The sequence below is a fragment of the Chryseobacterium ureilyticum genome (assembly GCF_900156735.1).
Lineage (GTDB): Bacteria > Bacteroidota > Bacteroidia > Flavobacteriales > Weeksellaceae > Chryseobacterium > Chryseobacterium ureilyticum.
Genome location: NZ_FTOL01000003.1, coordinates 385413 through 412332, shown reverse-complemented (window position 1 = coordinate 412332; position 26920 = coordinate 385413). Strand labels below are relative to the sequence as shown.

The 26920-nt window shown below is 35.1% G+C and carries 23 protein-coding genes; 10 read left to right on the top strand and 13 right to left on the bottom strand.

The window, feature by feature from the left end:
* Positions 1 to 329: 329 nt before the first annotated feature.
* Positions 330 to 2474, bottom strand: a complete 2145-nt coding sequence (locus BW983_RS11625; RefSeq protein ID WP_076552104.1) for a DUF5689 domain-containing protein — start codon at positions 2472 to 2474, stop codon at positions 330 to 332.
* Between the two features lie 11 nt (positions 2475 to 2485).
* Positions 2486 to 5233 carry a TonB-dependent receptor gene (locus BW983_RS11620; RefSeq protein WP_076552103.1) on the bottom strand — a complete coding sequence of 916 codons (2748 nt, stop codon included), beginning with the start codon at positions 5231 to 5233 and terminating at the stop codon, positions 2486 to 2488.
* Positions 5234 to 5650: 417 nt separating this feature from the next.
* On the opposite strand from BW983_RS11620, the gene BW983_RS11615 reads away from it, so the two are divergent.
* Together BW983_RS11615 and BW983_RS11610 are read left to right on the top strand one after the other, a co-directional pair.
* Positions 5651 to 6850, top strand: coding sequence for an endonuclease/exonuclease/phosphatase family protein (locus BW983_RS11615; RefSeq protein WP_076552102.1), 1200 nt, complete (start codon positions 5651 to 5653; stop codon positions 6848 to 6850).
* A gap of 50 nt (positions 6851 to 6900) precedes the next feature.
* Positions 6901 to 7323 (top strand): DUF6146 family protein, encoded by a 423-nt coding sequence (locus BW983_RS11610; protein WP_076552101.1) that lies wholly within the window; start codon positions 6901 to 6903, stop codon positions 7321 to 7323.
* Between the two features lie 66 nt (positions 7324 to 7389).
* Here the strand turns inward: BW983_RS11610 and BW983_RS11605 are convergent, their stop codons facing one another.
* Both BW983_RS11605 and rho read right to left on the bottom strand, forming a co-directional pair.
* Entirely contained in the window at positions 7390 to 7986 is a 597-nt protein-coding gene (locus BW983_RS11605) for a superoxide dismutase (protein ID WP_065395771.1), read from the bottom strand.
* A 211-nt stretch (positions 7987 to 8197) separates the two neighbouring features.
* Positions 8198 to 10012, bottom strand: a complete 1815-nt coding sequence (gene rho, locus BW983_RS11600) for a transcription termination factor Rho (RefSeq protein ID WP_076552100.1) — start codon at positions 10010 to 10012, stop codon at positions 8198 to 8200.
* Between the two features lie 144 nt (positions 10013 to 10156).
* On the opposite strand from rho, the gene BW983_RS11595 reads away from it, so the two are divergent.
* From BW983_RS11595 to BW983_RS11580, 4 genes are all read left to right on the top strand, one after another.
* Positions 10157 to 10546 carry a DUF4293 family protein gene (locus BW983_RS11595; RefSeq protein ID WP_076552099.1) on the top strand — a complete coding sequence of 130 codons (390 nt, stop codon included), beginning with the start codon at positions 10157 to 10159 and terminating at the stop codon, positions 10544 to 10546.
* Positions 10547 to 10653: 107 nt separating this feature from the next.
* On the top strand, positions 10654 to 11574 hold the full coding sequence (locus BW983_RS11590; RefSeq protein WP_076552098.1) for a M28 family metallopeptidase: 921 nt from the start codon (positions 10654 to 10656) through the stop codon (positions 11572 to 11574).
* Positions 11575 to 11916: 342 nt separating this feature from the next.
* Complete coding sequence (locus BW983_RS11585) at positions 11917 to 13755, top strand: ABC transporter ATP-binding protein (RefSeq protein ID WP_076552097.1); 1839 nt, start codon at positions 11917 to 11919, stop codon at positions 13753 to 13755.
* 20 nt (positions 13756 to 13775) lie between these two features.
* On the top strand, positions 13776 to 14126 hold the full coding sequence (locus BW983_RS11580) for a hypothetical protein (protein WP_076552096.1): 351 nt from the start codon (positions 13776 to 13778) through the stop codon (positions 14124 to 14126).
* Between the two features lie 139 nt (positions 14127 to 14265).
* Here the strand turns inward: BW983_RS11580 and BW983_RS11575 are convergent, their stop codons facing one another.
* From BW983_RS11575 to rsfS, 5 genes are all read right to left on the bottom strand, one after another.
* A complete protein-coding gene (locus BW983_RS11575) occupies positions 14266 to 14919 on the bottom strand; it encodes a phosphatidylserine decarboxylase family protein (protein WP_076552095.1) in 654 nt (217 codons plus the stop codon).
* Positions 14920 to 14923: 4 nt separating this feature from the next.
* The gene (locus BW983_RS11570; protein WP_076552094.1) at positions 14924 to 15796 is read right to left on the bottom strand and encodes a phosphatidate cytidylyltransferase; all 873 of its coding nucleotides are present in this window, start codon (positions 15794 to 15796) and stop codon (positions 14924 to 14926) included.
* Between the two features lie 24 nt (positions 15797 to 15820).
* On the bottom strand, positions 15821 to 16402 hold the full coding sequence (locus BW983_RS11565; protein ID WP_076552093.1) for an LUD domain-containing protein: 582 nt from the start codon (positions 16400 to 16402) through the stop codon (positions 15821 to 15823).
* 134 nt (positions 16403 to 16536) lie between these two features.
* Complete coding sequence (gene ftsH, locus BW983_RS11560; RefSeq protein ID WP_076552092.1) at positions 16537 to 18558, bottom strand: ATP-dependent zinc metalloprotease FtsH; 2022 nt, start codon at positions 18556 to 18558, stop codon at positions 16537 to 16539.
* 21 nt (positions 18559 to 18579) lie between these two features.
* Entirely contained in the window at positions 18580 to 18945 is a 366-nt protein-coding gene (gene rsfS / locus BW983_RS11555; RefSeq protein ID WP_065395761.1) for a ribosome silencing factor, read from the bottom strand.
* 87 nt (positions 18946 to 19032) lie between these two features.
* Here rsfS and BW983_RS11550 point away from each other — a divergent pair, with 87 nt between their 5' ends.
* A complete protein-coding gene (locus BW983_RS11550; protein WP_076552091.1) occupies positions 19033 to 19746 on the top strand; it encodes a biotin--[acetyl-CoA-carboxylase] ligase in 714 nt (237 codons plus the stop codon).
* Here BW983_RS11550 and BW983_RS11545 read toward each other — a convergent pair.
* The 4 genes from BW983_RS11545 to BW983_RS11530 form a co-directional block, all read right to left on the bottom strand.
* Positions 19740 to 20852 carry an LptF/LptG family permease gene (locus BW983_RS11545; protein ID WP_076552090.1) on the bottom strand — a complete coding sequence of 371 codons (1113 nt, stop codon included), beginning with the start codon at positions 20850 to 20852 and terminating at the stop codon, positions 19740 to 19742. The two genes, BW983_RS11550 and BW983_RS11545, sit on opposite strands and share 7 nt — an antisense overlap.
* A gap of 7 nt (positions 20853 to 20859) precedes the next feature.
* Positions 20860 to 21990, bottom strand: coding sequence for a tRNA guanosine(34) transglycosylase Tgt (gene tgt / locus BW983_RS11540; protein ID WP_065395758.1), 1131 nt, complete (start codon positions 21988 to 21990; stop codon positions 20860 to 20862).
* Positions 21991 to 22055: 65 nt separating this feature from the next.
* Positions 22056 to 22424, bottom strand: coding sequence for a DUF4296 domain-containing protein (locus BW983_RS11535; RefSeq protein WP_076552282.1), 369 nt, complete (start codon positions 22422 to 22424; stop codon positions 22056 to 22058).
* On the bottom strand, positions 22421 to 23137 hold the full coding sequence (locus BW983_RS11530; RefSeq protein WP_076552089.1) for a polyprenol monophosphomannose synthase: 717 nt from the start codon (positions 23135 to 23137) through the stop codon (positions 22421 to 22423). Before BW983_RS11530 ends, BW983_RS11535 begins: the two co-directional genes overlap by 4 nt.
* A gap of 241 nt (positions 23138 to 23378) precedes the next feature.
* Between BW983_RS11530 and BW983_RS11525 the strand changes: the two genes are divergently transcribed.
* The 3 genes from BW983_RS11525 to BW983_RS11515 all read left to right on the top strand — a co-directional run bounded on the left by BW983_RS11525 (position 23379) and on the right by BW983_RS11515 (position 26911).
* Positions 23379 to 24047, top strand: coding sequence for a DUF4271 domain-containing protein (locus tag BW983_RS11525; RefSeq protein WP_084184445.1), 669 nt, complete (start codon positions 23379 to 23381; stop codon positions 24045 to 24047).
* A 12-nt stretch (positions 24048 to 24059) separates the two neighbouring features.
* Positions 24060 to 24800, top strand: a complete 741-nt coding sequence (locus BW983_RS11520; RefSeq protein ID WP_076552280.1) for a uroporphyrinogen-III synthase — start codon at positions 24060 to 24062, stop codon at positions 24798 to 24800.
* 170 nt (positions 24801 to 24970) lie between these two features.
* Entirely contained in the window at positions 24971 to 26911 is a 1941-nt protein-coding gene (locus BW983_RS11515; RefSeq protein ID WP_076552088.1) for a T9SS type A sorting domain-containing protein, read from the top strand.
* Positions 26912 to 26920: the final 9 nt, after the last annotated feature.

The window sequence follows — 26920 nt, the reverse complement described above, 5'->3', positions numbered from 1 at the left end:
TTTTTTAAGAGTCTCCAAATCCAGTTTCCTATATCATGTCTTTAAGATATACTTTCGCATCGGAATAATCTTTAAACTCCTTCTTATCGTTTTAGCTCATAGAGATTAAAGATTCCGGTAGACTTAGTATTAATCATATTTTGATTGATACAGGCATGATTTAATATATACAAAATATTTAATTTGTCAATTTATTTACGTTTGAGAATCATTCAAGATAAAACTTTAAAAACACGAAAGCTTTTGATCATAATACAAGGAAAAGTTTATCTCAATCAATAAAAAAACCGGCTCTAGTGAACCGGTTTTGATATTATAGGAATAAATAATTATTCTCCTTTAATTTTGAAGTCATCAATCTGCCATGTTGCAGCAGCAGATGTAGTGGATGTATATTTAAATGCAATAACTACATTTTTCCCTAAGTAAGCACTCAAGTCTACATTTCCAGAACCTACCCAGTCTCCAAATCCTCCTGTATTGGTATCTAAAGTAACAGAAAGCGGAGTCCAGTTAGTAGTACCAACATCTCCGGTATAATTATCTGTAGCATACACCTGCAAAGCATTTCCCGAATATCTTACATCGGATGTGAAGCTTACAGCTGCTTTAGTTTTTCCAACTAAGCTAACTGCTTTAGAGATTAACCAGTCTTCATTGGCAATATTACCTCCTGAATTACCATTCATATAAGCGTAATAGTTACTTCCGTTACCTCCCAGGTTAACTGATTGCCAGAATTGGTTTGGTCCCACTTTGTTTACTATTGTCCAATCAGAACCAAATCCTCCTGCAGAGAATGAATCACTATAAATAACAGGAAGTGGTGTATAAATACTACCATCACATCTTGGCGCATCGAAATCAATATTTGCCAATCTTGTGATCCATAACTGATAAGTTCCATTATAAACACTTAGAGCAGCATATACATCTCCTTTTCCGCCTTTTACTTCATAAGATCCCGGAACATAATTTCCGAATTTAGCCTGTCCACTTGTTCTCAAAACAATAGTATTTCCTGAACAGTCTTCTAGAGTTCTGCTTGTAACATTTGTACCATCTGTTAATGTTTTTCCTAAATCTCCATTTACAAACTGAACATCTTTGATTTTAATCAATCTTCCGACATCTGCCATTGTTAATTGAGAAATTGTTTTTTCTGTAGGTACTACAGCTCTTGCTGTAGTATTGCTATCGAAGAAGTATTTGTACATTTCTGCTTCTTCAATCTGCCCAAACTGTGTATTGTTACTAAATAAAGATCCAAGTTGAACTTCACCGTTTACACTTCTTACATAAAGGTTTTTAAGTTTAATATTAACATCCTTACCTAATCTGAATCTGCTGTCAAGGTATAGGTTTGTTTTGTTCATATTCACTCTGATTCCTCCTGTTGCATCTTCTACATATACATATTTGTAAAGGTTACCTGTCTCGTCATTTGCAACAACCTGAGCTTTAAGGGAGAAATCTCCAGTAATTTGTACCCAATTTGTAGTTCCTGCTGCTAATTGTTTTATTTCTGCAACAGTTTTAGGAGTAAGCATACTTTGATCAAAATCACAAGGACCAGAATTAAGACCATCCAAACGAGGGAAATTAGTCATTTTAAGATCTTCGCTTTTATTGATATATAATTGATAAGTAGTTGTAAATTTACTGTAAATTCCAACGAATTTACCTTTACCTGAAGGAATCATTTGACTAGCAAATGAAGCATATCCACTATTTCTTACAACAGCTGTTTTTGCATATTTACCGTTTGCCCATCCTTCACCTATTGTTTTATCTACAGTTACACCATTCGGAGCGTAAGTTGTACATAATGCTCTTGCATCAAATTCTACATCATTAATCTCAATAAGACATCCGAAATATTGGTCATTCGCAGCTGTCATATCGCTTAACTTCATCACCTTAGGAACAATATTCCCTTTAGGAGCACAAGATCTGAAGATATATTTTCCAACAAGTTTTTCTGGAATTCTTGATACAGCTCCTTTAATCTCAGTTCCTGTTTTTACACCAAGCTGTACAAGAGTTCCGTAGTTACCTACAGCAAGCCCGTTAAGTTTAACATAAACTTTTGACCCTTGAGGATATTTTGTGTAATTACTTACCGCATCTACACTGATCGTAAAACCATGCGTAGGATTTTCAAGGGCATCCTGAATGTAAATTGTCTTATAAATATTTCCTGTTTCATCACTGGAAGAAACATAACCTACCATGTATAAATCATCAGATTCATTATTGGGAGTAGTATCTTCAGGGAAAACATAGGCTTCTCCGTTAGGAACATATTTTGCTTTTACATCTGCAAATGGTACTACAATACCTTTTTTATCTGCACAATCATATCCGTCAAGATTAGGCTGATTGTATTTATCATCTTGCACACACCCTGTAACTACAAACAGAGAAGCAGCTGCAACAAAAATATATTTTAAAACTGAATTATATTTTTTCATTATCATCGTTATTAGAATCTTAAATAAACATTAGTAAAGAAAGTTCTTCCTCTGTCATACCAAAGTTTTGGTCCGAAATAAGGAGTTGCTCTTTGCGAATCAGTAAGTGCTTCGGCAAAGTTTACGTTTCTTCCTTGTTCAAATCCTCCGGTTACATAATCTCTGTTATTCAGAATGTTATTTACAGATACACTGATACCCATTCTATATTTTCCAAATTGGAAAGATTTACCTGCATTAGCATTTAGCATGAACTGATTGTCAAATTTTTTCTGTCTTGTAATTTGATCAATTAATTCAGGTGTCACTCCAGGGAAAGGGTCATTAGTCTGTCTTTCCGTATACATATAAGGAGTCTTGTTCAATGCTGAGAAATCAAGATATTGATCCATCAGGTAATTGGCTGAAGCTCCTACCCACCAATACTTTGGAGAGTTGTATTTCAATCCTAATGAGAAGGCTTTCTGAGGAGTTCCTGCAACTTTATAATCCTTTACATTTGCTTTCCCCCAGTAATCGGTTCCTCTAAATCCGTTAAGGTCATCAAAAGTAGCAACATCGGGATTGTTTGTATATTTATATTCTCCGATACTTGCAACCCCCACTGCACTTACGGTAGGTGTTACCTTTACATCAAACCCTAATTCAAGTCCCATGTATCTCTTATTCACACCACTCATCGCTTCGTTAACTAATGTACTGAATGAGTTTCCTAATTCACCATCGTTTACGTCAGCATAATATCTTGAAATTTCAGTAGAATTATGAATAGTTGTATAGTATGCGGATAATCTTAATTTTAAGATTTGTCCTCTTAATATATAACTAAGGTCATTAGAATTGATCATCTGATTATTAACTCCCGGAGTTTCAAAATCAACCATTCTTGGGTTAATATAAATCTCATTAAGTGTAGGTGCTAAGCTAAAGAATGCTCCGTTATAAACGATGAAGTTCTTTCCGTTGATTTTATAAGTAATCTTACCTTTAATTCCTGCATCTAAAGCATCATAAACAGCACTTTTTCCTTTCGAGTTATCTCTGAATCTTGCAATTCCACTTCTAAAATGTCCTTCTCTGTAAGCTTCAGAATATGAAGAGAAGATTGAGGCTACAAAACTCCATTTGTTAAAATCTATTTCAGATGAAATGTTTAATGCATAATGGTTTCTTGTAAGTTCGTAAGAATACTGAGTTCTGTCTCCTTCTCTTACTGTAATATCAGCGTTATCAGCATCATACTTTGCATCACCGTTGAATGCATTAAGATTTTTAGCAAAGTTAGCTCCTAATAAATCTTTAATTCTTCTGAAATTATCAGATTTTAAGTTCTGATAATTGAAGTTAATATTCAATTTCCAGTTATCTTTCAGCTTTGTATCAAAGTGAGAGGAGAAATTGAACGTTTTATCTTTATTAACGTCTTCTACAACTGTATAAATAGCTTCTCTTAATGTCGTACCATCCATCTGAGTAAGATTAAGACGGTTTGCATTATATAAAGAATTCCAGTTTATTTGAGATCGATCTCTGAATTCATCAGCTGAATAAACACCAAAACTTGGAAGGTTTCTATAATAAGTAGGGTTTGGATCCGTAGCGTGGAACCAGTCTAGTCTGCTTCTTGCATCGCTACCAAACTGATAAGATACAGTATTGTTCCAGTTAGAGTTTTTACCAACTTTCAGATAATCAGTTAAGATGAACATGGGTTCAAAAACATTTCTGATTCTGGAGTTTCTTTTTTCTCCATCTTGCCATCCCCAGTATGAGTTATAGTTTTTCCCCATAATATCATATACTTCCTGAGTATTTGGAGAGTTGGAAGCTCTGTACGTAGGAGATCCGAAAGCTGTTAAATTGATAGAGTGCCTATCGCTGAATTTCTTTTCGATAGATGCAAAGTAAGCGTAGGCATCCTGATATACTCCATCAAGAATAGCTCTGTCTCCCCATCTTCTACTTCCTGAGAAAGTAAATGCCCATCCGTCTTTAGTAAGCCCGGAAGAGTAAGTAGCCATTGCTCTGTGTAGGTAACTTCTGTTAGTAAATGAATATGCTAACGAAGTTTGTTTTCTATAAGAAGAGGCTCTCGTATTATAATATACTACTCCACCTAAATTACCAAAAGTATATTCTGAAGGAGTAATATTGTCTACATTTTCATAAGGGTATCTTGTCACATCATTTAGACCACCCCAATTGTTGAAGTCTATTCTTCCATCATCATTTTTAGACATGGAAACCCCATTAAATAATACATCCTCAAATCTGTTGTCTACCCCTCTCGGTCTGAACCAGTAAGCACCTAATTCAAAAGCGGAAACATTTTGGAAAGCATCTCTTCCTGAGCTTAAAAGTCCTACCGTAGGCTGCATTGAAGAGCCTCCATCTTCGGTATCATTTGCTGAATCATCAATAACTATTACTCCTGCATCTGATCCTAAGTTGTAATTAAGTGTAATAACACCTAAGTCTTTTCTCTTCTCATCTGCAGTTACATCAAACTCTAAGATCTTAGACTCGAAGCTTGGTTTTGTTACTGTGATAAGATAATGGCCAGGTTTTAAATCCACAAACTGGAAGTACCCAATTTTATCCGCTGCAACATCGTTGCTGGATTGTGCTAGATCTACTTCTGCTTTCTCTAAAGGCTTACCATCCTGATCTTTAACATACGCATAAACAGTAGTTTGTGCAAAGTAAAAAGATGCCGGCATTAACGTAAACAAAGAGATTAGGGATAGTTTTTTAATCATAATAAACTTATTTTTAACTCCTTCTTTATTTAAGGGGCAACAAATTTAGGACTATTTTCATTAACTCAAACATTTTTAGTTATTTATTCTATTAATTTTTCTTAACCTACCTATATTATCCTAAAAAAAACACCCAATTTTAATGAATCACAAAAAGACAAGAATGATTTTCTATAAAGAAACCATAACAATCTTGTATTAAAATTATTAATTCCAAAACAAATAACATATTTCATAAAAAAATCACAGATATCGAAAAAAATTAACTACCCTATCAACATCCCTTTTAATACTCATCTTTTCATCATCCAATCTGATACTTAACCTTTTCTTAAACTAAACTCAGATCATTTTACTCTTTATTCTTATATAAAATTAGTAATTTTACCCCCTCAATTTTTTGAATATACTAAGAATATGAAAAAATATTTAGTCATTGCTGCCCTATTTTGCTTTGGTTCCGCTTTCTCACAACAGAAACAAGTGAGAAGAGCCGCCGTTGCTTTCCTAAACGTAGAAAACCTTTGGGATACAATTCCTTCCGCAGATTATATCGATGGGACTTTACCTCGTTCCAACCCTAAATTCCACAGAAGTGTACCTGTAGATTCTTTGAAATATCTTGAAACTACAGAAGATTATAAAGGAGAATGGAGTGACGATCTTTTAATTGGAAAAAAAGTGATCAGAAAACAGTTCCTATCTGAAGATTTTACCGTAAACAGCCCAAAAAGATGGGGAACAAAGTATTATAACCAAAAACTGGCGAACGAAGCTAAGGTTATTTCAGAACTTGGAAGACAGTATACCAATGACAATCCTGCGATCTGCGGATTAATCGAGGTTGAAAACAGACAAGTTATTGAAGATCTTATCAAACAACCTGCGTTGGCAAAAAGCAATTATGGAATTGTACATTTCAATTCTTATGATGCCAGAGGTATTGATGTAGCCATCATTTATCAGAAAGGAAGATTCTCTGTGCTTGATTCTTATAAAAAAGAAATCAAGATCTATGATGAAAACGGAAAAAGAGAATACACCAGAGATATTGTAATCGCAATAGGATTACTGGACGGAGAAAAAGTAGGTATCTTTATGAATCACTGGCCTTCCAGAAGAGGAGGTGAAGCAATTTCTCTTGCCAAAAGAAATACTGCAGCTACCGTCCTAAAAGCTGAAATGGATAAAGTAACTGCTGAAAACCCTGGAATAAAATTATTTGCAATGGGTGACTATAATGACGATCCTGTAAGCCCAAGTTTGAAAAAACACCTTGCAGCTGTAGGTGATCCAAGTGAATTATCTGACAAGACACCTTATTATAACTTAATGTATAAATTATATAAAGCAGGTGTAGCTTCTTTAGCTTATAGAGATGCTCCAAACTTATTTGATCAGATCATTGTTTCAAGAAACCTTTATTCTCCAGAAAAGCTGACTCCTACTTATAGTATTTACAAGGCTGAGATTTATGCTCCTGCTTATTTAGTAAACAAAGAAGGACAATGGAAAGGATACCCGTTACGTTCTTGGGACGGAGACAGATTTACAGGTGGATACAGTGACCACTTCCCGGCGGTTTCTGTAATTCAGAAAGAATTTGTTAAAAAATAATATAGAAAGGCACTCTTATTGGAGTGCTTTTTTTATGTAAATAATAGATCATGAAAAATTTTATCCTACTATTATGTATTGCTCTTATCCCCTACAGTTGTTATTCACAAAACACACCGAAAAAAGATAAAGAGCAGCATGAAATGAAGCCTTCAAAAAATGAAGACGGAGAATGGGAACTTACTGTAATTGATACTCAATTCGATTACTTTCTGAGTGCTGTGGCAAAACCAATCAGCCAGTACTCTGAGTCTTATCTTAAGACAAAAAATACATTTCTTGTGAATGAATGGAATAGCTATTACAATTCAGGGAGATATCAAAACATTATAGAATCTGGAATAGACTATGATCCTAAAGAAAATTACGGGATCAAATTTGAATATAAACTATATCAGGTTTTCGTGTATGTAAATTGGAAATACAAATTAAGAATGAACGGATTATCTGGAAGCGATGCTGTGAGATGGTAATCTTAATATTTACAAATAAAAAAGGTTCAGAAAATTCTGAACCTTTATTTTTATAATAGCTGAAAATTATTTGTTGAATAATTCCTCTACTTTATCCCAGTTTACTACTTCAAAGAAAGCAGAAACATAGTCAGGTCTTCTGTTTTGGTAGTTTAAGTAATAAGCGTGCTCCCAAACATCTAATCCTAATACCGGAGTTCCTTTAACGTCTGCTACAGGCATTAATGGGTTATCCTGGTTTGGAGTAGAAGATACAGATACTGAACCGTCAGCATTTTTTACTAACCAAGCCCATCCTGAACCGAATCTTGTTTTAGCAGCATCAGAAAAATCGTTTTTGAATTTTTCAAGACCACCATAGTTTTCGATAGCAGCTTTTACGTTTCCTACAGGCTCTTTGCTTCCTCCAGGAGTTAAGATTTCCCAGAATAAAGAGTGGTTGAAGTGTCCTCCACCGTTGTTTCTTACTGCTGGTTTGTCAGTTCCTGTCTGGCAGATTTCTTCAATAGTTTTTCCTGCTAGATCAGTTCCTTCGATTGCTTTATTTAAGTTGTCAATATACGCCTGGTGGTGCTTCGTATAGTGGATTTCCATAGTTCTTGCATCGATCGTAGGTTCTAATGCATCATATGCATATCCTAATTTTGGTAATTCAAATGACATAATCTTTATTTTTAATGTTATACTTCAAAATTAGCCAATATTTAAGGTATTATCAAAGATTGGAGATTACTTTAATAAATCTTTAACATTGATATATTGATTTAGAATGAATTAAGTTTTAAAATATTTTTAATATTCGGAATTTAGAATAAAAATAAAAAGCACGAATCATATAATACGATACGTGCTTTCTATTTAACAATAATTAAATTTATTTATTCATAGACATCAGGAATTCCTCATTGTTAAGGGTACCTTTGATGTTCTTATCTACAAATTCCATTGCTTCTACAGGATTCATCTCAGAAAGATATTTTCTCAAGATCCACATTCTCTGTGAAGTAACTTCGTCAAGAAGAAGGTCATCTCTACGGGTGCTGGATGAAACAAGGTCAATCGCAGGATAAATTCTTCTGTTTGCAATTTTTCTGTCTAGCTGAAGTTCCATGTTACCTGTACCTTTGAATTCTTCAAAGATTACTTCGTCCATTTTAGAACCTGTATCAATAAGAGCAGTAGCAATAATCGTTAAAGATCCACCACCTTCAATTTTTCTTGCAGCTCCAAAGAATCTCTTCGGCTTGTGAAGTGCATTGGCATCTACCCCACCGGAAAGAACCTTTCCTGATGCAGGAGTTACTGTATTGTATGCTCTTGCCAATCTGGTAATAGAGTCTAACAGAATTACAACATCATGTCCGCATTCTACCATTCTTTGTGCTTTTGCAAGAACAAGGTTAGCAACTTTCACGTGCTTTTCTGCAGCTTCGTCAAATGTAGAGGCAATTACTTCTGCATTTACGCTTCTTTCCATATCAGTTACCTCTTCCGGACGTTCGTCAATCAGAAGAACCATCATATATACTTCCGGGTGGTTAGCTGCGATAGAGTTAGCAATATCTTTAAGCAACATTGTCTTACCTGTTTTAGGCTGTGCAACAATCATTGCTCTTTGTCCTTTACCAATAGGTGCAAATAAATCAACGATTCTTGTAGAAACAGTAGATCCGCTTCCCGCAAGGTTGAATTTTTCCTCAGGGAAAAGTGGCGTAAGATATTCAAATGCTACTCTGTCTTTAATAAACGCTAGATCACGTCCGTTAACTTCTGTAGGTCTTAATAATGAAAAATACTTTTCACCTTCTTTAGGCAATCTTACGATTCCTTTTACTGTATCTCCGGTTTTTAAACCAAAGTTTCTGATCTGTGCTGTAGAAACATACACATCATCGGGAGAAGAGATATAGCTAAAGTCTGATGAACGTAGGAATCCGTAATTATCAGGTAAAATTTCCAACACCCCTTCAATGCTTACCATTCCATCAAAGTTGAACTCTTTTTTGTGGTCTGCATGTTCCTCTGCCTTTTCAGAATGTCTGTTTTGATTCTGATTAGGGTTTTGGTTTTGATGCTGATGTTGATTTTTATGTTGGTTTCCGCTGTTTTGCGGGTGATTGTTTCCTCTTGGAGATTTATTAGCCTGTTGTTGTTGAGGAGTGTTGGGCTTTTCTTCCGCCTGAGCAGGCTCTTGAGGTTCTGTGTTTTTAGGAGCTTCTGGTTTCTCTTGTGAGACTTCAGTGTTACCAGTATTGGTAGGAACTCTTTTTCTTTTCTTTTTGGCTGAATTTGCTGCAGCTGTTTCGTCTGTTGTTGCAACTATTTCTGCTTTGGGTTCTTCAGCTTTTATTTCTTCAGCAACCGGCGTTTTATCCTCTACTTTTTCTTCTACTACTGGTTCTGTCTGAGCTTTTGCTGCCACTCTTGGTTTAGCTGGTGCTTTCTTTGGGGCAGCCTTTTTTACCGGAGCCTTTACAGTTTTTTCTGCTGGAGCTTCTTCAGTATTTGTGCTGGTTTCAGTGGCGTTGAAATAATCTTTTGAGACTTTTGGGTTGGAAGCCTGAAAGTCAAGAATTGCAAAGATCTTGTCATTTTCATTGCTATTTCTTGCAACTTTAACGCCCAAATCCTTTAAGATTTTAGTCAGTTCCGTTACGGATTTTGACCTTAACGTTTCTATGTTAAACATATTTAATGTAAAAATGTAATTAATTGTGAGTAAGAAAAGTAAGTCCGGTGACTTTTGTTTTCAAGTACATTGTATAATGCAAATCTACACTTATTTTTGAATTGTGCAAAATTTATGTTATTTTTGCCAAGAATTTAATATTCAATGCTACAGAGAATACAAACTATATGGACCTTATTAGCAGTTTTAGCTGCTGTTTTCCTTTTTATAACGGGACAGGATGTTGTTTTATCAGACACTATCCCGGTAATTAATATCGGAGCAATAGTACTTGTCATCATGGGTGCATTAAGTATTTTTAGTTTCAAAAACAGAAAAAGACAAATTTTGCTGAATACCATCAGCATCATTATAAACGCTTTGTTGATTGGTGTATTGGCGTACTGGTTACTAAACTTATCCGGAGGAATTCATTTTCCTGAGAAGGGTATTGAGCCGATTTTCCCATTAATTGCGGTAATCTGTCTGCTTATAGCAAACATATACATCCGTAAAGATGAGAGGCTCGTAAAATCTGTAGACAGACTTCGATAGCCTTACAACGATTTTTTGAGTGAGAACAGTTCCTTATTGGAGCTGTTTTTTTATTTTTACACGATAAGATATTTATAATCATTAAAAATAATATCAATCATATCCATATGAAAAAAATAACCTATCTCACTTTATCTCTGTTTTCAGCCTTTACTTTTGCACAGGAAGTATCACAGGAAAGAATAAAAACAGTAATCTCAACGCTTGCATCCGATGAAATGAAAGGGCGTGAAATCGGAACTTCTGAAAACGATAATGCAGCCAACTACATCGCAAGTCTTTTCAAAGAAAACAAACTTGAATACTGCACAGGAAACTCTTATCTGATTCCTTTTGATTACAAAGGAAAAACAGCTTACAATGTATGCGGCGTAAAAAAGGGTAAATCGAATAAATTTCTAGGATTCTCCGGTCATTTTGATCACATCGGAACCAGTAATAATGAAGGTGATAATATTTATAATGGAGCAGATGACGATGCCAGCGGAATTACTACTTTAGTAGGTATTGCCGATTATTTTACAAATAAAAAACCGGAGTTTTCTATGGTTTTCATGGCTTTTAATGGGGAAGAAAAAGGAATGCTGGGATCAAAAGCGATCTCTGCAGATCAAAACCTAGACCCGATTTACAATAATATGACAGCTCTTTTCAATTTTGAAATGGTCGCTACGGAGTCTCAATGGGGAAAAAACGCATTGTACATGACGGGTGACGGGTTTTCAGATCTTGATGAACTATTCAACAAATATGCAGTAAATGGATTGAAAATAAATGCTGATCCATATGCCAGACAACAGCTTTTTTACCGCTCAGATAATGTAAGCTTTGTAAAAAAGAAAATTATTGCCCACTCCTTTTCAACAGTTGATATGTCAAAAGCAACTCATTATCATCATGAAAAGGACGACATGAGCGTTGTCAACCTTGACAATATGACTCAGATCATCAATAACTTTGGAAAATCGCTGGAAAAATTGAATCCTAAAAATTTCGCTCCAAAATATAATGATCAGGTAAAATTTTAAAATATTCTCAATACCACATTTTAATTGCCACAAATGCACAAATAAAAATAATTCGTGCATTTGTGGCTAAAAAAAAGCAAAACCATCTAAAACAGAAGGGTTTCAACACTTTTCTCCTGAGTGTTCTTCTACTTTCCTACTTCATACTTTTGCATAAAACTATTCTCCATAATAGGTATCTTACATTTCAATGCAGAATGCGGATTTTGATATTATACATTTAAAATTCAGTCATTTGTAACAAATACATCTATTTTGAAACATATCCATTAAAGTAAAACAAGATTAAGAACGTCTTATCTTTTAATTTTGCGTAATTTTGCTATCCAATTTTTTCATTGAATGAACGAGTATAAAAAAATTCTGAGGTTCGCGAGACCCCACCAAAAATATATTTACGGAAGTTTATTTTTCAATATTCTGTATTCTGTGTTTCAGATTGCTTCTCTGGGAACCATTTTACCGGTTTTAGGAATGCTTTTCGGCACTATACAATCAGAAAAACAAGATTCTGCACCAGTTTATTCCGGTGAAATCATAGACTTCTTCTCTTATGCAAAGCATTATTCTACTTATTATATACAATCTTTAGTTTCAGAGTATGGTTCTCTGAAAGTTCTTGCCTGGTTGTGTATTATTACAGCCTTTATGTTCCTTCTAAGAAATATTTTCAGATATTTAGGAGCATTACTTTTGATCAATTACCGTGTAGGGGTTACCAAAGATCTGCGTGGAGCAATGTACAGAAAAATATTGTCATTGCCTGTTTCCTTTTTTACCGAAAGCAGAAAAGGAGATATGATGTCCCGTATGTCTAACGACGTGGGAGAAGTTGAAGGAAGTATTTTAGGCAGCTTAGTTGAATTAATCAACGCTCCTTTTATGTTGATCAGTACTTTGATCTCTTTATTTATTGTAAGTCCGGAAATGACTCTTTTCTCTTTATTGGTACTGCCTGTAATGGGAACGATGATCGCTTTAATTGGAAAAAGCCTGAAAAAGGATTCTCATGAAGCACAACATGAATTGGGAACCATCTTCTCCATTGTAGATGAAACACTGAAATCTTCAAAGGTTATTAAAATATTTAATGCTGAAAAGATCATGGATAGCCGATTTATGCAATCTATGAACAGATGGATTTCAAGTTCAATGAGCTTGGGAAGAAAGAAAGAATTAGCATCGCCAATGAGTGAGTTTCTAGGCTCTATTACCTTTTTGATCATTGCATGGTATGGAGGAAAACAGATTATTGTTGATCAAAGTTTATCACCAGCAGGTTTCTTAGTATTTCTAGGAATGTTCTTCCAGATCTTACCACCGGCAAAAACTTTATCTTCATCTATTTCTAATGTACAAAAAGGGGAAGCTTCTCTGAAAAGAGTATTGGAAATCCTTGATGCCGACGTTAAAATTGAAGAAATTGCAGAACCCGTTTCTATTTCTACACTTCAGAATAATATTGAATTCAAGAACATTGGATTCTACTATGATAAAGCTAATCTGATCCTTAAAAACTTCAATCTTACGATTCCAAAAGGAAAAACCGTTGCTTTAGTAGGACAAAGTGGAAGTGGTAAGACAACGATTGCCAATCTTTTAGCCAGATTTTATGATGTTTCTGAAGGAGAAATCTTAATTGATGGAACGGATATTAAACATTTAAAATTACAGGAATACCGCCAGCTTCTTGGGATGGTAACACAGGAATCCGTATTATTCAATGATTCTGTGTATAACAATATCCTAATGGGGAAACCTGATGCAACCAGAGAAGAAGTAATTGCAGCTGCTAAAATTGCGAATGCAGACACTTTCATCACCGGTCTTTCTGAAGGTTATGATACCAATATCGGAGATGATGGAAATAAGCTTTCCGGTGGTCAGAAGCAAAGAGTTTCTATCGCAAGAGCTGTATTGAAAAATCCACCGATCATGATCCTTGATGAAGCTACTTCAGCTTTGGATACAGAATCCGAAAGATTCGTTCAGGATGCCCTTGAAAAGATGATGGAAAACAGAACGTCTCTTGTTATTGCCCACAGACTTTCAACCATCCAAAAAGCAGATTGGATCGTAGTAATGGAAAAAGGAACCATTGTAGAACAAGGCACCCACCATGATCTTATTGCCAGAAAAGGAATGTACAACAAGCTTGTTGAGCTACAAAACTTTGACTAAAACATTTTAATTAATTTTAAATGAATCCCATACAAGAGTATTTCTACAGAATCGAAGAGCCTGAAAGAAGTACTCTTCTTTTTTTACGTGAAAAGATCCTGGCATCCGATACTGAAAATATTACAGAAACATTCAGTTTCGGACTTCCTTTTATCAAGTACAAAAAGAAAATGCTGTGCTATTTCTACTATAGCAAAAAATATAAAAAACATTATCTTAGTTTTTACCACGGTGATAAACTGGATTATCCGGAGCTTACCCAAGATGGCAGAAAGAAGTTTAAAATCCTTTTAATTGATGCAAAGGGAGATCTGCCTGTAGATTTTATATTAAGCTTATTAGATGAAATAAAGCAGTATATTAAAGCTTAAGTTTATGATATATATAAAACGGAGATCGTCTCCGTTTTTTTTATTAGTGATATTCGTTTAAATTATTTCTGTCATTAGTATTTAAAAACAGAAAAAACTGCTCTTTTCAGAACAGTCTTTAGTATGATGATTATAAATCTTAATCTTTCAATTTAGCGATCACATCCAAACCACCTTTGGTAATGTCACCAATCTTACAGATGATTTCTGTGTCTAAAGGCAGGAATACATCCATTCTTGACCCGAATTTAATAAATCCGAACTCATGTCCGGCACTTGCCTTATCTCCTTCGTTACAATAGAACACGATCCTTCTCGCTACATATCCTGCAATCTGTCTGAATACCACTTTATGGTTTGTTTCAGTTTCTACAGCTACTGTTGTTCTTTCATTCTCTGTAGAAGACTTTTCATGCCAAGCTACCAGATATTTCCCTGGGTGGTATTTTTTGTAAATAACTTTTCCGGTAACCGGATATCTACAAATGTGTACATTCAGCGGAGACATGAAGATAGAAACCTGAATTGCCTTTCCTTTTAGGAATTCATTTTCTTCCACTTCCTTGATCATTACTACTTTTCCGTCAACCGGAGCTATTACATTCTCTTTGTGGTCAAGAATAGTACGGTTCGGAACTCTGAAGAACCAGAATACCAGACAGTAAATTACCAACAAAGGCATGATGATCAATAATGACCATATTTTAAGGAAATAGATGGCTAAAGCTCCCAATACAAAAAAAAGTATCGTTGCTACCGTAATCGTTCCTTTTGATTCTCTATGCAATTTCATGAGACTAAATAAATTTTTCTAAAATAAAGTACAAATATACGACAGGAACGCAGATAATAAAACTATCCAGCCTATCTAATACTCCTCCATGTCCCGGAATGATGTTTCCGCTGTCTTTTACGCCGAAATTTCTTTTCAATTGACTCTCTACCAAATCCCCTAGTGGAGCAAAAGCAGCCACTAAAAATCCAACTACCATCCAGTTCGCACGAAGCTCAGGCTGATAATGTTCTATGAAATAAGATAAAACCAATGTTAAAACAACACCTCCGGCATATCCTTCCCATGTTTTTTTAGGTGAAATTTTAGGAGCCATTTTATGTTTTCCGAAGAACTTTCCTACCAGATACGCAAAAGTATCACTACTCCATATCAGAATAAACAGAAAAAGGACTTCCAGTGAAAAAGTATGATCATAACTTGAGAACTTTGGTAATCCCAAAGCAAAACTAAACGGAAGAGCTACATAAATGACCGTAAAAATCAATTTCCCGCTGTCATAGTATAATTCGTTCGGAAACTTAAATAAGGTCACTACAGCAATCGCAATCAATGCCAGTGCTAATATCTCACTCAATCTGAAATCAAAAAAGAAATCATGGTGAAAATATCGTTTGGAAAAGATATAGAATATAAAAATAACCAATGGGTAAACAACCCACTTTTCATATCCTTTCCCGAATTTCATTATTTTAATGCATTCCCATGTCCCTACAACTAGCAAAAGGCTTATCAAACCATGATAAAGATACTGTTGCTGAATAAGATCAGGAAAAACACTATTGATAAGTTGCGCTCCCAGTGGAGTCGTACAAAGAATGATAATGGCTACATAAACTAGACCTGAAATGGTTCTTTGAATGAGGTTTTTGTCCAAAATTTAAAATTTAGATGTGGGTGCTTAATCTTCAAGCAGCAATAAAAACAATTTTGTATTGGAATTCGAAGAACTATCCATTTTAGACTGGCTTCCGCTGATGGAAGTAAGGTTCTTGATATTTCCGTTCCTTTTTATTTTCCCCATGGCATCATTCAGGTTGTTTACAATCTGTGAAACATTGGCTATGATAATAATTTTCTCAGGTAGCCTTGAGGAATGATAATGAAGGATATTATTGTGAGAAAGCATAATTCTTCCGTCATATGCAATCAGGTATTCACATGTGATAAATGCAGCATCATTGGATGACTGCAGTTCTAAAGTGTAAGGAGACTTCACTACATTTAAGAAGTTCTGAAGTTCCTTATCCCAACAGAACAGGTTGTTTATACCTTCTATTTTGATAATTTGATTTAAAGTTTGTAGAGCTTCCGCTTCATCTGCACAATAATTAAAAAATCCCCCCGAATGCGTAAATAATTGCGCAAACTTATAGTCAAGATCCGCATTTTTCAGCGAGTCCCCTAGCTTTTCCAGGCTCTGTTTGTCTTCTTCCTCAGGCTGGTTGGTAAGTTTGCTTACAATCCTCTTGAATAAATTCAACTTAATCTATTTTTAGTCAACTTTATACAAAAATAGAAAATAAATTACAATAGATTTCAAAATATCTCCTTAAATATGAAAAAACCTGACAATTTTAAAGTTGTCAGGTTTTATATATCCAATTTTTAAGGATTTTAAAGCTGTGTTGGGCTTTCTGGTGCCTGTATTTCGCTTTCTTCCTCTTTTTCTTTAATCTGAGGTGTTTCCAATACTTCCAGTTGTTCTTTTTCAGGAATTGTATTGGTAACAGGTTTCTCTGTCAATTCAGGATCCCAAGCTCTTTTACCAAAGATTTCTTCTAAGTCTTCACGGAAGATTACTTCTTTTTCTAGAAGCTTATTCGCAAGAGCATCCAATTTATCTTTGTTATCTGCAAGAATTCTGATCGCTCTCTCATATTGATTTTCAATAATTGATTTGATCTCTGCATCAATCTTAGTGGCTGTTTCTTCAGAATAAGGTTTTCCGAATGAATATTCAGACTGCCCTGAACTGTCATAGTAAGAAATGTTACCGATATTCGGGCTTAATCCGTAAATCGTTACCATTGCCTGCGCTCTCTTCGTAACAGTTTCCAAGTCAGAAAGTGCTCCTGTTGAAATATTGTTGAAGATTACCTGCTCAGCCGCTCTACCTCCTAATGTTGCACACATTTCGTCCAACATCTGTTCAGTAGTTGTAAGCTGTCTTTCTTCTGGAAGATACCAAGCTGCTCCTAGTGAACGTCCTCTCGGAACGATGGTCACTTTTAAAAGTGGAGAAGCATGTTCTACCAACCATGAAATAGTTGCGTGTCCAGCTTCGTGATAAGCCACTCTTCTCTTTTCAGAAGGTTTGATCGCTTTATTTTTCTTTTCAAGACCACCAATGATTCTGTCTACAGCATCAAGGAAATCCTGTTTTGTTACTGAAGTATGATTATTTCTTGCTGCAATAAGGGCTGCTTCGTTACAAACATTTGCAATATCTGCTCCGCTGAATCCAGGAGTTTGCTTAGCAAGGAATTCTCGGTCTACATCACCATCAAGTTTGATTTTCTTCAAATGAACATCAAAGATCTGTCTTCTTTCATGAAGTTCCGGAAGGTCTACATAGATAGAACGGTCAAAACGTCCTGCTCTCATCAAAGCTTTATCAAGGATATCCGCTCTGTTGGTTGCTGCCATTACGATAACGTTCGTATCTGTACCGAAACCATCCATTTCAGTAAGAAGCTGGTTCAATGTATTCTCTCTTTCATCATTTCCGCCTGAGAAATTATTTTTTCCTCTTGCGCGTCCGATAGCATCAATTTCATCGATGAAGATAATCGCCGGAGATTTAGCTTTAGCCTGAGCAAAAAGGTCTCTTACTCTTGACGCTCCTACCCCAACAAACATTTCCACGAAATCTGACCCTGAAAGTGAGAAGAAAGGTACTTTAGCTTCTCCTGCAACAGCTTTTGCCAATAAGGTTTTACCTGTTCCCGGAGGACCTACCAATAGCACTCCTTTAGGAATTTTACCTCCTAATTTTGTGTATTTTTCAGAATTCTTCAAGAAATCTACTACTTCCTGAACTTCTTCTTTAGCACCTTCCAATCCTGCAACATCTTTAAATGTTACCTGAATTCTTTCTTTTTCATCGAAAAGCTTAGCTTTAGATTTCCCGATAGAGAAGATCTGTCCGCCAGGACCTCCGCCTCCACCCATCTTTCTGAAAAGAAGGAAGTAGAATAATCCTAAAATAGCAATCCAGATCAATGCTGAGATTAAAATATCAGCAAAAGGACTTTTACCTGTCCCGTAATCTTTAGCCGTTTTAATAGCCGGATCCGTAGCTTTGATCTGTTCAAATTTTTGAAGGAAAAGTTGAAGGTCTCCGAATTTCACAGAATAATCTGCTTTAGGAGCCATTTCAAACGCGGAAAGAGGGTTGTTTTCTTTAGCTGTTTTAGAAACCATTGCTGATTTCGCTTCTTTGGTAAGGAAAACATCAGCTTTCTCTATGTCTTTGTATATAATTATATTTTGGACTTTCCCCGCCTGCATTTCTCTAAAGAAACCATCTTCATCAATAGATTTTGCAACATCTCCTCCTAAAAAATTGGAGCCAAAATATAGCAAAAGAGCTACGATTACAATAGGAAAGAACCAGTTGAATCCTTTATTATTCATTTATACTTTTTAAAATTTTTATTATTCATTTTCAATTTTGGTAATGACTGCGTCACCCCAAAGCTCTTCTATATCATAGTACTCACGTACATCTTTTTGAAATATATGAACTACTACCGAAACGTAATCTACCAATACCCACATTGCATTTTCCGTACCTTCTACGTGCCAAGGTCTGTCTTTAAGATCGTTTCTCACTTTTTTTTCTACACTACCAGCTAATGCTGCGACCTGTGTATTCGAGTTACCGCTACATATTACGAACGTCTCCGCTACTGAGTTTTCAATATTAGAAAGATCGAAGATCATAATATCTTCACCTTTTACATCTTGAAGTGCTTCAACGATTTTATCTATTAGTGCTTGTTTTTCTGCTGTTTTATTCATTAAAAAAATACTATAATCTGCAAATTTATTGTTTTTTCTTTACTTTAACCTTACTTTTACTCCCTTAATGTCTTAAAGTTTTCTTAAATGAGTCAACTATTCTCTCTGAAAGAATGTTCTTCTACTAATGACGAAATATCAAAGTTTTTACTTTATGAAAATTCAGATTTTATAGGATTGCATACTTTCAATCAAACAAAAGGTCGTGGTCAGTATGGAAATGTCTGGACTCCGACTGCCGGAAAAAACCTGGCGTATACGCTGGCAGTGAATACTCAAAACATCCTGTGCTCCGACTTTATATTCAATTATTATACCGCAATTATTGTCAGGGATTTCCTTGCCAATTTGGCTGATAATGACGCAAAGATTAAATGGCCGAATGATATCATCCTTAAAGGTAAAAAAATCGTTGGAATTTTAATTGAAAAGAAAAAAATTAATCAAAATAATTATTTCATTATCGGAACCGGAATCAATGTTCTCCAGGATAAATTTGAAGAGATATCCAATGCAGGCTCACTTCTGACGCAAACAGGTAAGGCATTTGACCTTGAAGACTTTACTTTAAACTACCATGAATTTCTTTCTGAAAAACTGAAAAATATTCCGAATGACCAGGAAATTTTAGAAAGATTTAATGATAACCTGTTCAGAAAAGACACTATATCGGTTTTTGAGATTGACAAACAAAGACAAAATGGCATTATCCGAAAGGCAGATGACAAAGGTAATCTTTGGATCGAACTGGAAGACGGAATGCACTCTTTTTATCACAAAGAGGTAAAACTTCTTTATTGATTAGCTCTTTTAAGATAAAGATAAAGGGTAAGCGGCAGGAATACAAGATTTGGCAACCACATTGCCAATGCTGGTGTTAAACTTTTATTCTCTGAAACCACTTTTAAAGCCTCAAACGAGAAAACAAAAAGGAATGCCAATGAGATACCTATTGCAAGGTTAATTCCCAATCCTCCTCTCTTCTTTTGAGAAGACAGAGAAAGTGCTAGAAAGGTAAGTATAATGATGGAAACAGGCATGGAAGTCCTCTGATGAAGTTCATTCAGGTAAGAATTCAGGTTACTGTTTCCTCTTGCTTTTTCTCTTTCGATAAATTTCAGAAGTTCTGGGGTTGTTTTATTTTGTCCTAAAAGCTCATTCGGGAAAAGTTCTTCAGGGGCATGTCCATAGTTTTTCCTAAGCTCTGTTCCGTTGCCCAGCTTTTCTGAGTTATCTTTATTGATGGTCTTTTCGTAATAATTATTTAAGACAAATTGTTTTTTCTCCTGATCCCAATATACGTCACTCGCTTTAAGCTCATACGTCATTTTTCTACCTTTATCAAACTTCTGATAGACAAATCCGGAACCTCTTTTTTCTCTTTTATTCCAAGAGTCTACAAAGATATATTCGGTTTTGCTGAGCTGTGAGGAAGCGGGAGCCGTTCCTAATATTTTTTCTTTATTAGCTGCGTTATAGGTATAAGCCTCTAACTCATTTTTTTTAATATTTGCCCAAGGAAGTATCATATGATACACCAAAAGTGCAACCAAGGCAATTAAAATTGAAGTATACAGATAGGGTTTTGAGAACCTGTGAAAACTTGCCCCACTACTGATAATCGCTACAATTTCAGTATTATTTGCCATTCTTGAAGTGAAATAAATCACGGTAATAAATACAAGAATGGAAAGGAAGGTCACCACAAGATTGATGATCCAGAAAGGATAAAAATGAATAAGAAAATACCCAAGATCAAGCTTTGAATCAAGGGCTTTTGCATTTTCAATCCTTGGGATCTTTTGCTGTACATCGATGACAAGCACCACTATAGACAATAGTACCAGCATGAAACTAAAAGTTCCAAGGTATTTTTTGATAATATATCTGTCTACAATTTTAAGCATAGTTCTATTACAGTCTTTGTCTAAGAATTGGTACTACTGAGTTTTTCCACTCATAGAAATCTCCCGCAAGGATATGTTCTCTTGCTACTTTCACCAAATCAAGATAGAAAGCAAGATTATGGATTGAAGCAATCTGTTTTGCCAGATATTCTTTGGACACAAACAGGTGACGAAGATACGCTTTTGAATATTCTTTATCCACAAAACTGGTTCCGAACTCATCCAAAGGCGAAAAGTCTCGCTTCCATTTTTCGTTTCTAAGGTTCATTACCCCCTGCCATGTGAAAAGCATTGCATTTCTGGCATTTCTGGTAGGCATTACACAATCCATCATATCAATTCCCAATCCGATAGATTCAAGGATATTCCAAGGAGTACCTACTCCCATAAGGTATCTTGGTTTTTCTTTCGGAAGGATATCTGTTACTTCATCGGTAATTCTGTACATTTCTTCTTCAGGCTCTCCTACAGAAAGTCCTCCGATAGCATTTCCTTCTGCTCCGGCTTCAGAAATTACTTCTGCAGAAATTTTTCTAAGGTCTGAATAAGTAGATCCCTGAACGATTGGAAAAAGTCTTTGCTTATGTCCGTAAAGTTCAGGATTATCATTTGTCCATTCAATACATCTCTTCAACCAACGGTGTGTAAGTTCCATCGATGATTTTGCCTGGTTATAATCACAAGGATAAGGTGTACATTCGTCAAAAGCCATGAAAATATCTGCTCCGATTTGTCTTTGGATTTCCATAGATCTTTCTGGAGAAAACATATGATAGCTTCCATCGATGTGAGATTTGAATCTCGCACCTTCTTCTGTCATTTTTCTGTTACTTGCTAATGAAAACACCTGAAAACCTCCTGAATCTGTAAGAATAGGAAGATCCCAGTTCATGAATTTATGTAATCCACCGGCATCCTGCATTGTTTCCATTCCAGGACGAAGGTAAAGGTGGTAAGTATTTCCCAGAATAATCTGAGCTTTAATGTCTTCTTTTAATTCTCTCTGATGAACTGTCTTTACACTTGCAACAGTTCCTACAGGCATAAAAATAGGAGTTTGAATCTTTCCGTGATCTGTAGTAATCTCCCCTGCCCTAGCTTTTCCTTCAGAGGTTTTTTCTATATTAAAAAATTTCATCTGTATACTATTTTAATTCACCGCCATCAGCGATCTTTTCGGGGAAGCCCCGTTTCATCATTTATTTATTGTGCAAAAGGAGAAGTGTTTCCGCTTTGCTTCAATTTTTCCTTTACATATTTCTCTGCCTTCGGATCTTTTTTGAGTAAAATTTCCTGTGCATTATTTGTGATATCGTTCATTTTCTCTTTGATCACGTAATATTTGAAACTTTCTGTAAAGTCACTAGGTTTTACGTTATGAGCTTTTAAAACGAAACGTGTGCCGGCTTCCATATTCTTGTCCTGATATGTAAAAATCGCCTGGTCATTAATCATAAGATCAGCAATTACTTCAGCCATCACATCCTGATCGATCAGGTTTTTAGGCTTATCGATATAATCGCTGCATGAAAACATACTCAGCAAAACGAAAATAAAGATCAGTTTTTTCATAGCCTGTTGATTATTGATTTCCACTTTAGGTTTAAGACACCAAAAACAGCTTCATGAATAATTCCACCGTTCATTTTGCTTTCTCCTAAAATTCTATTGGTAAATATAATAGGAACTTCTACAATTTTGAAGCCTTTTTTAAAAGCTCTGAATTTCATTTCAATCTGAAATCCATATCCTTTCAGCTTTACATTATCCAATCCGATTTCTTCTAATACTTTTCGGGAGAAACAGACAAAACCGGCTGTTGTATCATGAATAGGAAGTCCCAGAATAAATCTCACATACTTTGAAGCAAAGTAAGACAGCAACACTCTTCCCATAGGCCAGTTTACTACATTTACTCCTTTTGAATAACGGGATCCGATTGCCATATCAGCATTCAGGCATGCTTCAAAAAGTTTAGGCAGATCATTGGGATTATGAGAAAAGTCGGCATCCATTTCAAAAATATAGTCATATTTATTCTCAATAGCCCACTTAAACCCGTGAATGTATGCTTTTCCCAAACCATCTTTGATATGCCTTATTGACAAATGTAAATGATGAGGATATTTTCGCTGTAAGTCTTTTACTACTTCTGCTGTTCCGTCCGGAGAAGAGTCATCTACTACTAAAACATGAAAGCCATCCTCCAATGCAAAAACCGCGGAAATAATATTTTCAATATTTTCCTTTTCGTTGTATGTCGGGATGATGACGAGTTTTTTCATTTCAGTTTGCAAAGATAGTTTATTTAACCTTTTTATTTTATACAAAATAATCTATAATTTTGCAAAAATATTTCGAAGAGATTATATCATATAAACAAAAACTTTATTTATCAGTTTTGAATAGCATGTAAATCAATGGAGAAATATACTTTAGCATAAATTTCATAAGTGAAGCAACAAAAGAAAATCTATGCCAAGTTGTGTTATTTATCGTTAAATAAAAAAATAAAAAACTTAAAATTTGCCGTCATCACAAAACTTCATCAATCATGTAAGAATACCTGAGAACAACGATTGGGTAATTTTTATACTAATAGGCTGTATATTTTTATATGTTTTCATGATGAACATTATAGAAAGGGATGCCAGTCTTAAGGATTTTCTGCTTCAAAAGTATTTTGACGCCAGTAATAACCTGCCGAGCTGGATCATTACCTCCTGTGTGATCACGCTTACACTTTCTGTTCTTATTTCGCAGTATATCCCTGTAGTCCCAAAATACATTGCAGATTTACAAGTGTTGGGATATCAGCTTAATAAGTTTGGTTATACTTTAATGGCAGTTATCTTTTTTTATTTAACAAAGTCTGCTTTAGGATTTTTATTTTACCAAAGTATAGGGGATGGAAAAAAATGGACCATATTTTATTTCACCTCCACAAAGTTCTATTTTATCCTGTCTTTTTTATTAATAATCTTGTGTATCATGCATTATTACTTCCCTATAGACAGAAATAAAATATTCTTATATTATGTCTCCTTCTTTTCTTTTGTATTCATTTTCAAAGTTTTTTTCTATTTATTTCACAAGAACAAGATTCTTCCGGAGAAATGGTATTATAAATTTTTGTATATTTGCACGCTCCAAATCGCACCATTATTACTGCTTTGGAAGTTGTTATTTTTTTAATAAATGTCAAAGATGAGAATAAAGTCTATATTGGTTTCTCAACCAGCGCCTAGTGAGTCTTCTCCATATCTGGATATAGCGAAGAAGGAAAAAATAAAGATTGATTTCCGTCCATTTATCCACGTCGAAGGGGTTGACAATAAAGAGCTCAGAACTCAGAAAATAGATCTGACGCAATATACAGGTATCATTTTTACCAGTAAAAATGCGATTGACCATTACTTCAGACTTGCAGAAGAGCTGCGTTTTTCAGTTCCGGATACAATGAGATATATCTGCCAGTCGGAAGCAATAGCCAACTACCTTCAGAAGCATATTGTTTACAGAAAAAGAAAAATCAGCTTTGGGGAGAAAAACTTCTCGGATCTGCTTCCTCTGTTCAAAAAATTTCCAACTGAAAAATATCTGTTACCATCTTCAGATGTTTTAAGCCCGGATATTGTAAAAACTTTAGATTCTGCAAACGTAGAGTGGACAAGAGCAATCATGTACCGTACGGTATGTAGTGATCTTACAGATATCAACATTAAAGATTATGATATGTTGATTTTCTTCAGCCCACAAGGAATCAAGTCTCTGCAACAAAATTTCCCTGACTTCAAACAGGATGAAACAAAGATTGGGGTTTTCGGAAACACCACTTTAGCTGCCGCAGAAGAAGCAGGATTAAAAGTAGATTTAATGGCGCCAACGAAGGAAACTCCTTCCATGACAATGGCTCTTGAGAAATATGTAAAAGCTCTTCATAAATAGCCTTTACTTTTATAAAATAATCAACCATCTTTTCAGTACGAAAGGATGGTTTTTTTATTATAAAACACACCAAGAATTAACATTTTCACAATAAAAATCAAATAGTTAGAATATTATCCCCTTTCCCCTATTGACAATCTTTTTTATATATATTTAAAAAAAATTTTAGAATGAGAAAATTATTATTTTGTCTATTTTTATTGACAATTGTATTTGTCAGTGCCCAAAACGACAATTGTTCAGAAGCTATTACTCTGAATGTAGGAACAAGCTTCAGTTCAAATGTCATTACATCAAGCAATTCAGGAGCTACTACTGATGGTAATCTTCCTTCCTGCGCTTCATATGCTGTAGATAACGTATGGTTTACAGCTGTAGTACCACAAAGTGGGAAAATCACCATAGAAACACGTAAAACAGACAACTCTGCGTTTGATGATTCTGTACTTACCGTATACAGTGGAACCTGTGGTTCTCTCAGTCAAGTTAGCTGTAATGATGATAATTATAGTAATGAAAATAGTCTTTCAAAGATCCAATTAACAGGGCAGACTCCAGGAGCTATTTTATATATAAGTGTATGGAAATATGATTCAGAAATAGACGATGGGGAGTTTCAAATTTCTGCTTATGAACCCATTCCGCCTACTAATGATAACTGTTCAGAAGCCAAATCTCTAACAGTAGGAGTAGATTTTTCAACCGGAGCAACCACTGTAGACAATACGGGAGCAACAACTGACGGTCCAACTCCTTCATGTGCACCAAATGCATTAAATAACATATGGTTTACAGCAGTAGTTCCTCAAAGTGGAAATCTTAAAGTCACTACATTAAGCACAAGTAATTCATCACTTTATGGAATTACACTTACTGCTTATAATGGCACGTGTGATTCTTTAACAGAGATTGATTGTAATACTAATTCAACAATATCATTAATAGGGAAAACACCAGGTTCAGTCATTTACATAAGTGCATCGAAAGAAGATTCTTACATAGACGATGGGGAGTTTCAAATTTCAGCTTATGATCCTATACCTCCAGGAAATGATAATTGCTCACAGGCAACACCTCTAACAGTAGGAACTGATTTTGATTCACACGTATTTACTGCCAATAATTTTGAAGCAACTAGTGATGGAACCCCACCTTCGTGTAACCCATATTCTATTAATAATATTTGGTTCACCGCAGTAATCCCTCAAAGTGGTCAGTTAAAAATAGTAACCAAAAACATTCCCGAATCTTTATTTCATAGCCCAACCATTAGTGTTTATACAGGCACATGTGATTCTTTAATTGAAATAGGTTGTAGTGTTGATTATGATTATTCATCCATATTACTAACAGGTCAAGTACCAGGCACAACCATATATATTAGTGTATGGAAAAAAGATCAAAATATTGAAGATGGAGAGTTTCAAATTTCCGCTTACGATCCTATCCCACCTACTAATGATAACTGCTCCCAGGCAACACTTTTAACAGTAGGACCCGATTTTGATTCAAATGTAATTACTTCCACCAATGCAGAAGCCACTACTGATGGTACTTTACCTAGTTGTAATGCAGAGGCAAAAGACAATGTTTGGTTTAAAGTTATTGTTCCAGCAAGTGGAAATCTTACAATTGAAACAAATGACGCTCCCGATTCACCATTTTACAACCCACTCCCTACCGTATATAGTGGAGACTGCAACTCTTTAACGGAAATAGAATGCAATCAGGATTTTTATTCTTCTATATCTTTAACATCGCAGACTCCTGGCACCACATTGTATATAAGCGTATGGAAATACAATCCATATAGCTACAATGGAAAGTTCCTAATTTCAGCATACGATGATTCTATATTATCAACTCACGAAATTTCCAAAAATGAAAAGGAGATTACAGCGTTCCCTAACCCTTTTAATGATACCCTCACAATCTCCGATATTTCTAATGTAAATTCAATTTTCATTACGGATACTTCAGGAAGAATGATCAAAACTATAGAGAAACCATCATCCTCTCTTTATCTTAATGATTTAAAAGAAGGTCTTTATTTTGTAACATTAAAGATGAAGGACGGAAGTAAAAAAACGATTAAGGCTATCAAAAAATAACCCTATTAT

Bases quoted from the DNA above. Each gene is read 5' to 3' on its own strand.
- BW983_RS11625 (WP_076552104.1), bottom strand. From the start codon at position 2,474: ATGAAAAAATATAATTCAGTTTTAAAATATATTTTTGTTGCAGCTGCT.
- BW983_RS11620 (WP_076552103.1), bottom strand. From the start codon at position 5,233: ATGATTAAAAAACTATCCCTAATCTCTTTGTTTACGTTAATGCCGGCA.
- BW983_RS11615 (WP_076552102.1), top strand. From the start codon at position 5,651: ATGAAAAAATATTTAGTCATTGCTGCCCTATTTTGCTTTGGTTCCGCT.
- BW983_RS11610 (WP_076552101.1), top strand. From the start codon at position 6,901: ATGAAAAATTTTATCCTACTATTATGTATTGCTCTTATCCCCTACAGT.
- BW983_RS11605 (WP_065395771.1), bottom strand. From the start codon at position 7,986: ATGTCATTTGAATTACCAAAATTAGGATATGCATATGATGCATTAGAA.
- rho (WP_076552100.1), bottom strand. From the start codon at position 10,012: ATGTTTAACATAGAAACGTTAAGGTCAAAATCCGTAACGGAACTGACT.
- BW983_RS11595 (WP_076552099.1), top strand. From the start codon at position 10,157: ATGCTACAGAGAATACAAACTATATGGACCTTATTAGCAGTTTTAGCT.
- BW983_RS11590 (WP_076552098.1), top strand. From the start codon at position 10,654: ATGAAAAAAATAACCTATCTCACTTTATCTCTGTTTTCAGCCTTTACT.
- BW983_RS11585 (WP_076552097.1), top strand. From the start codon at position 11,917: ATGAACGAGTATAAAAAAATTCTGAGGTTCGCGAGACCCCACCAAAAA.
- BW983_RS11580 (WP_076552096.1), top strand. From the start codon at position 13,776: ATGAATCCCATACAAGAGTATTTCTACAGAATCGAAGAGCCTGAAAGA.
- BW983_RS11575 (WP_076552095.1), bottom strand. From the start codon at position 14,919: ATGAAATTGCATAGAGAATCAAAAGGAACGATTACGGTAGCAACGATA.
- ftsH (WP_076552092.1), bottom strand. From the start codon at position 18,558: ATGAATAATAAAGGATTCAACTGGTTCTTTCCTATTGTAATCGTAGCT.
- rsfS (WP_065395761.1), bottom strand. From the start codon at position 18,945: ATGAATAAAACAGCAGAAAAACAAGCACTAATAGATAAAATCGTTGAA.
- BW983_RS11550 (WP_076552091.1), top strand. From the start codon at position 19,033: ATGAGTCAACTATTCTCTCTGAAAGAATGTTCTTCTACTAATGACGAA.
- BW983_RS11545 (WP_076552090.1), bottom strand. From the start codon at position 20,852: ATGCTTAAAATTGTAGACAGATATATTATCAAAAAATACCTTGGAACT.
- tgt (WP_065395758.1), bottom strand. From the start codon at position 21,990: ATGAAATTTTTTAATATAGAAAAAACCTCTGAAGGAAAAGCTAGGGCA.
- BW983_RS11535 (WP_076552282.1), bottom strand. From the start codon at position 22,424: ATGAAAAAACTGATCTTTATTTTCGTTTTGCTGAGTATGTTTTCATGC.
- BW983_RS11530 (WP_076552089.1), bottom strand. From the start codon at position 23,137: ATGAAAAAACTCGTCATCATCCCGACATACAACGAAAAGGAAAATATT.
- BW983_RS11520 (WP_076552280.1), top strand. From the start codon at position 24,060: ATGAGAATAAAGTCTATATTGGTTTCTCAACCAGCGCCTAGTGAGTCT.
- BW983_RS11515 (WP_076552088.1), top strand. From the start codon at position 24,971: ATGAGAAAATTATTATTTTGTCTATTTTTATTGACAATTGTATTTGTC.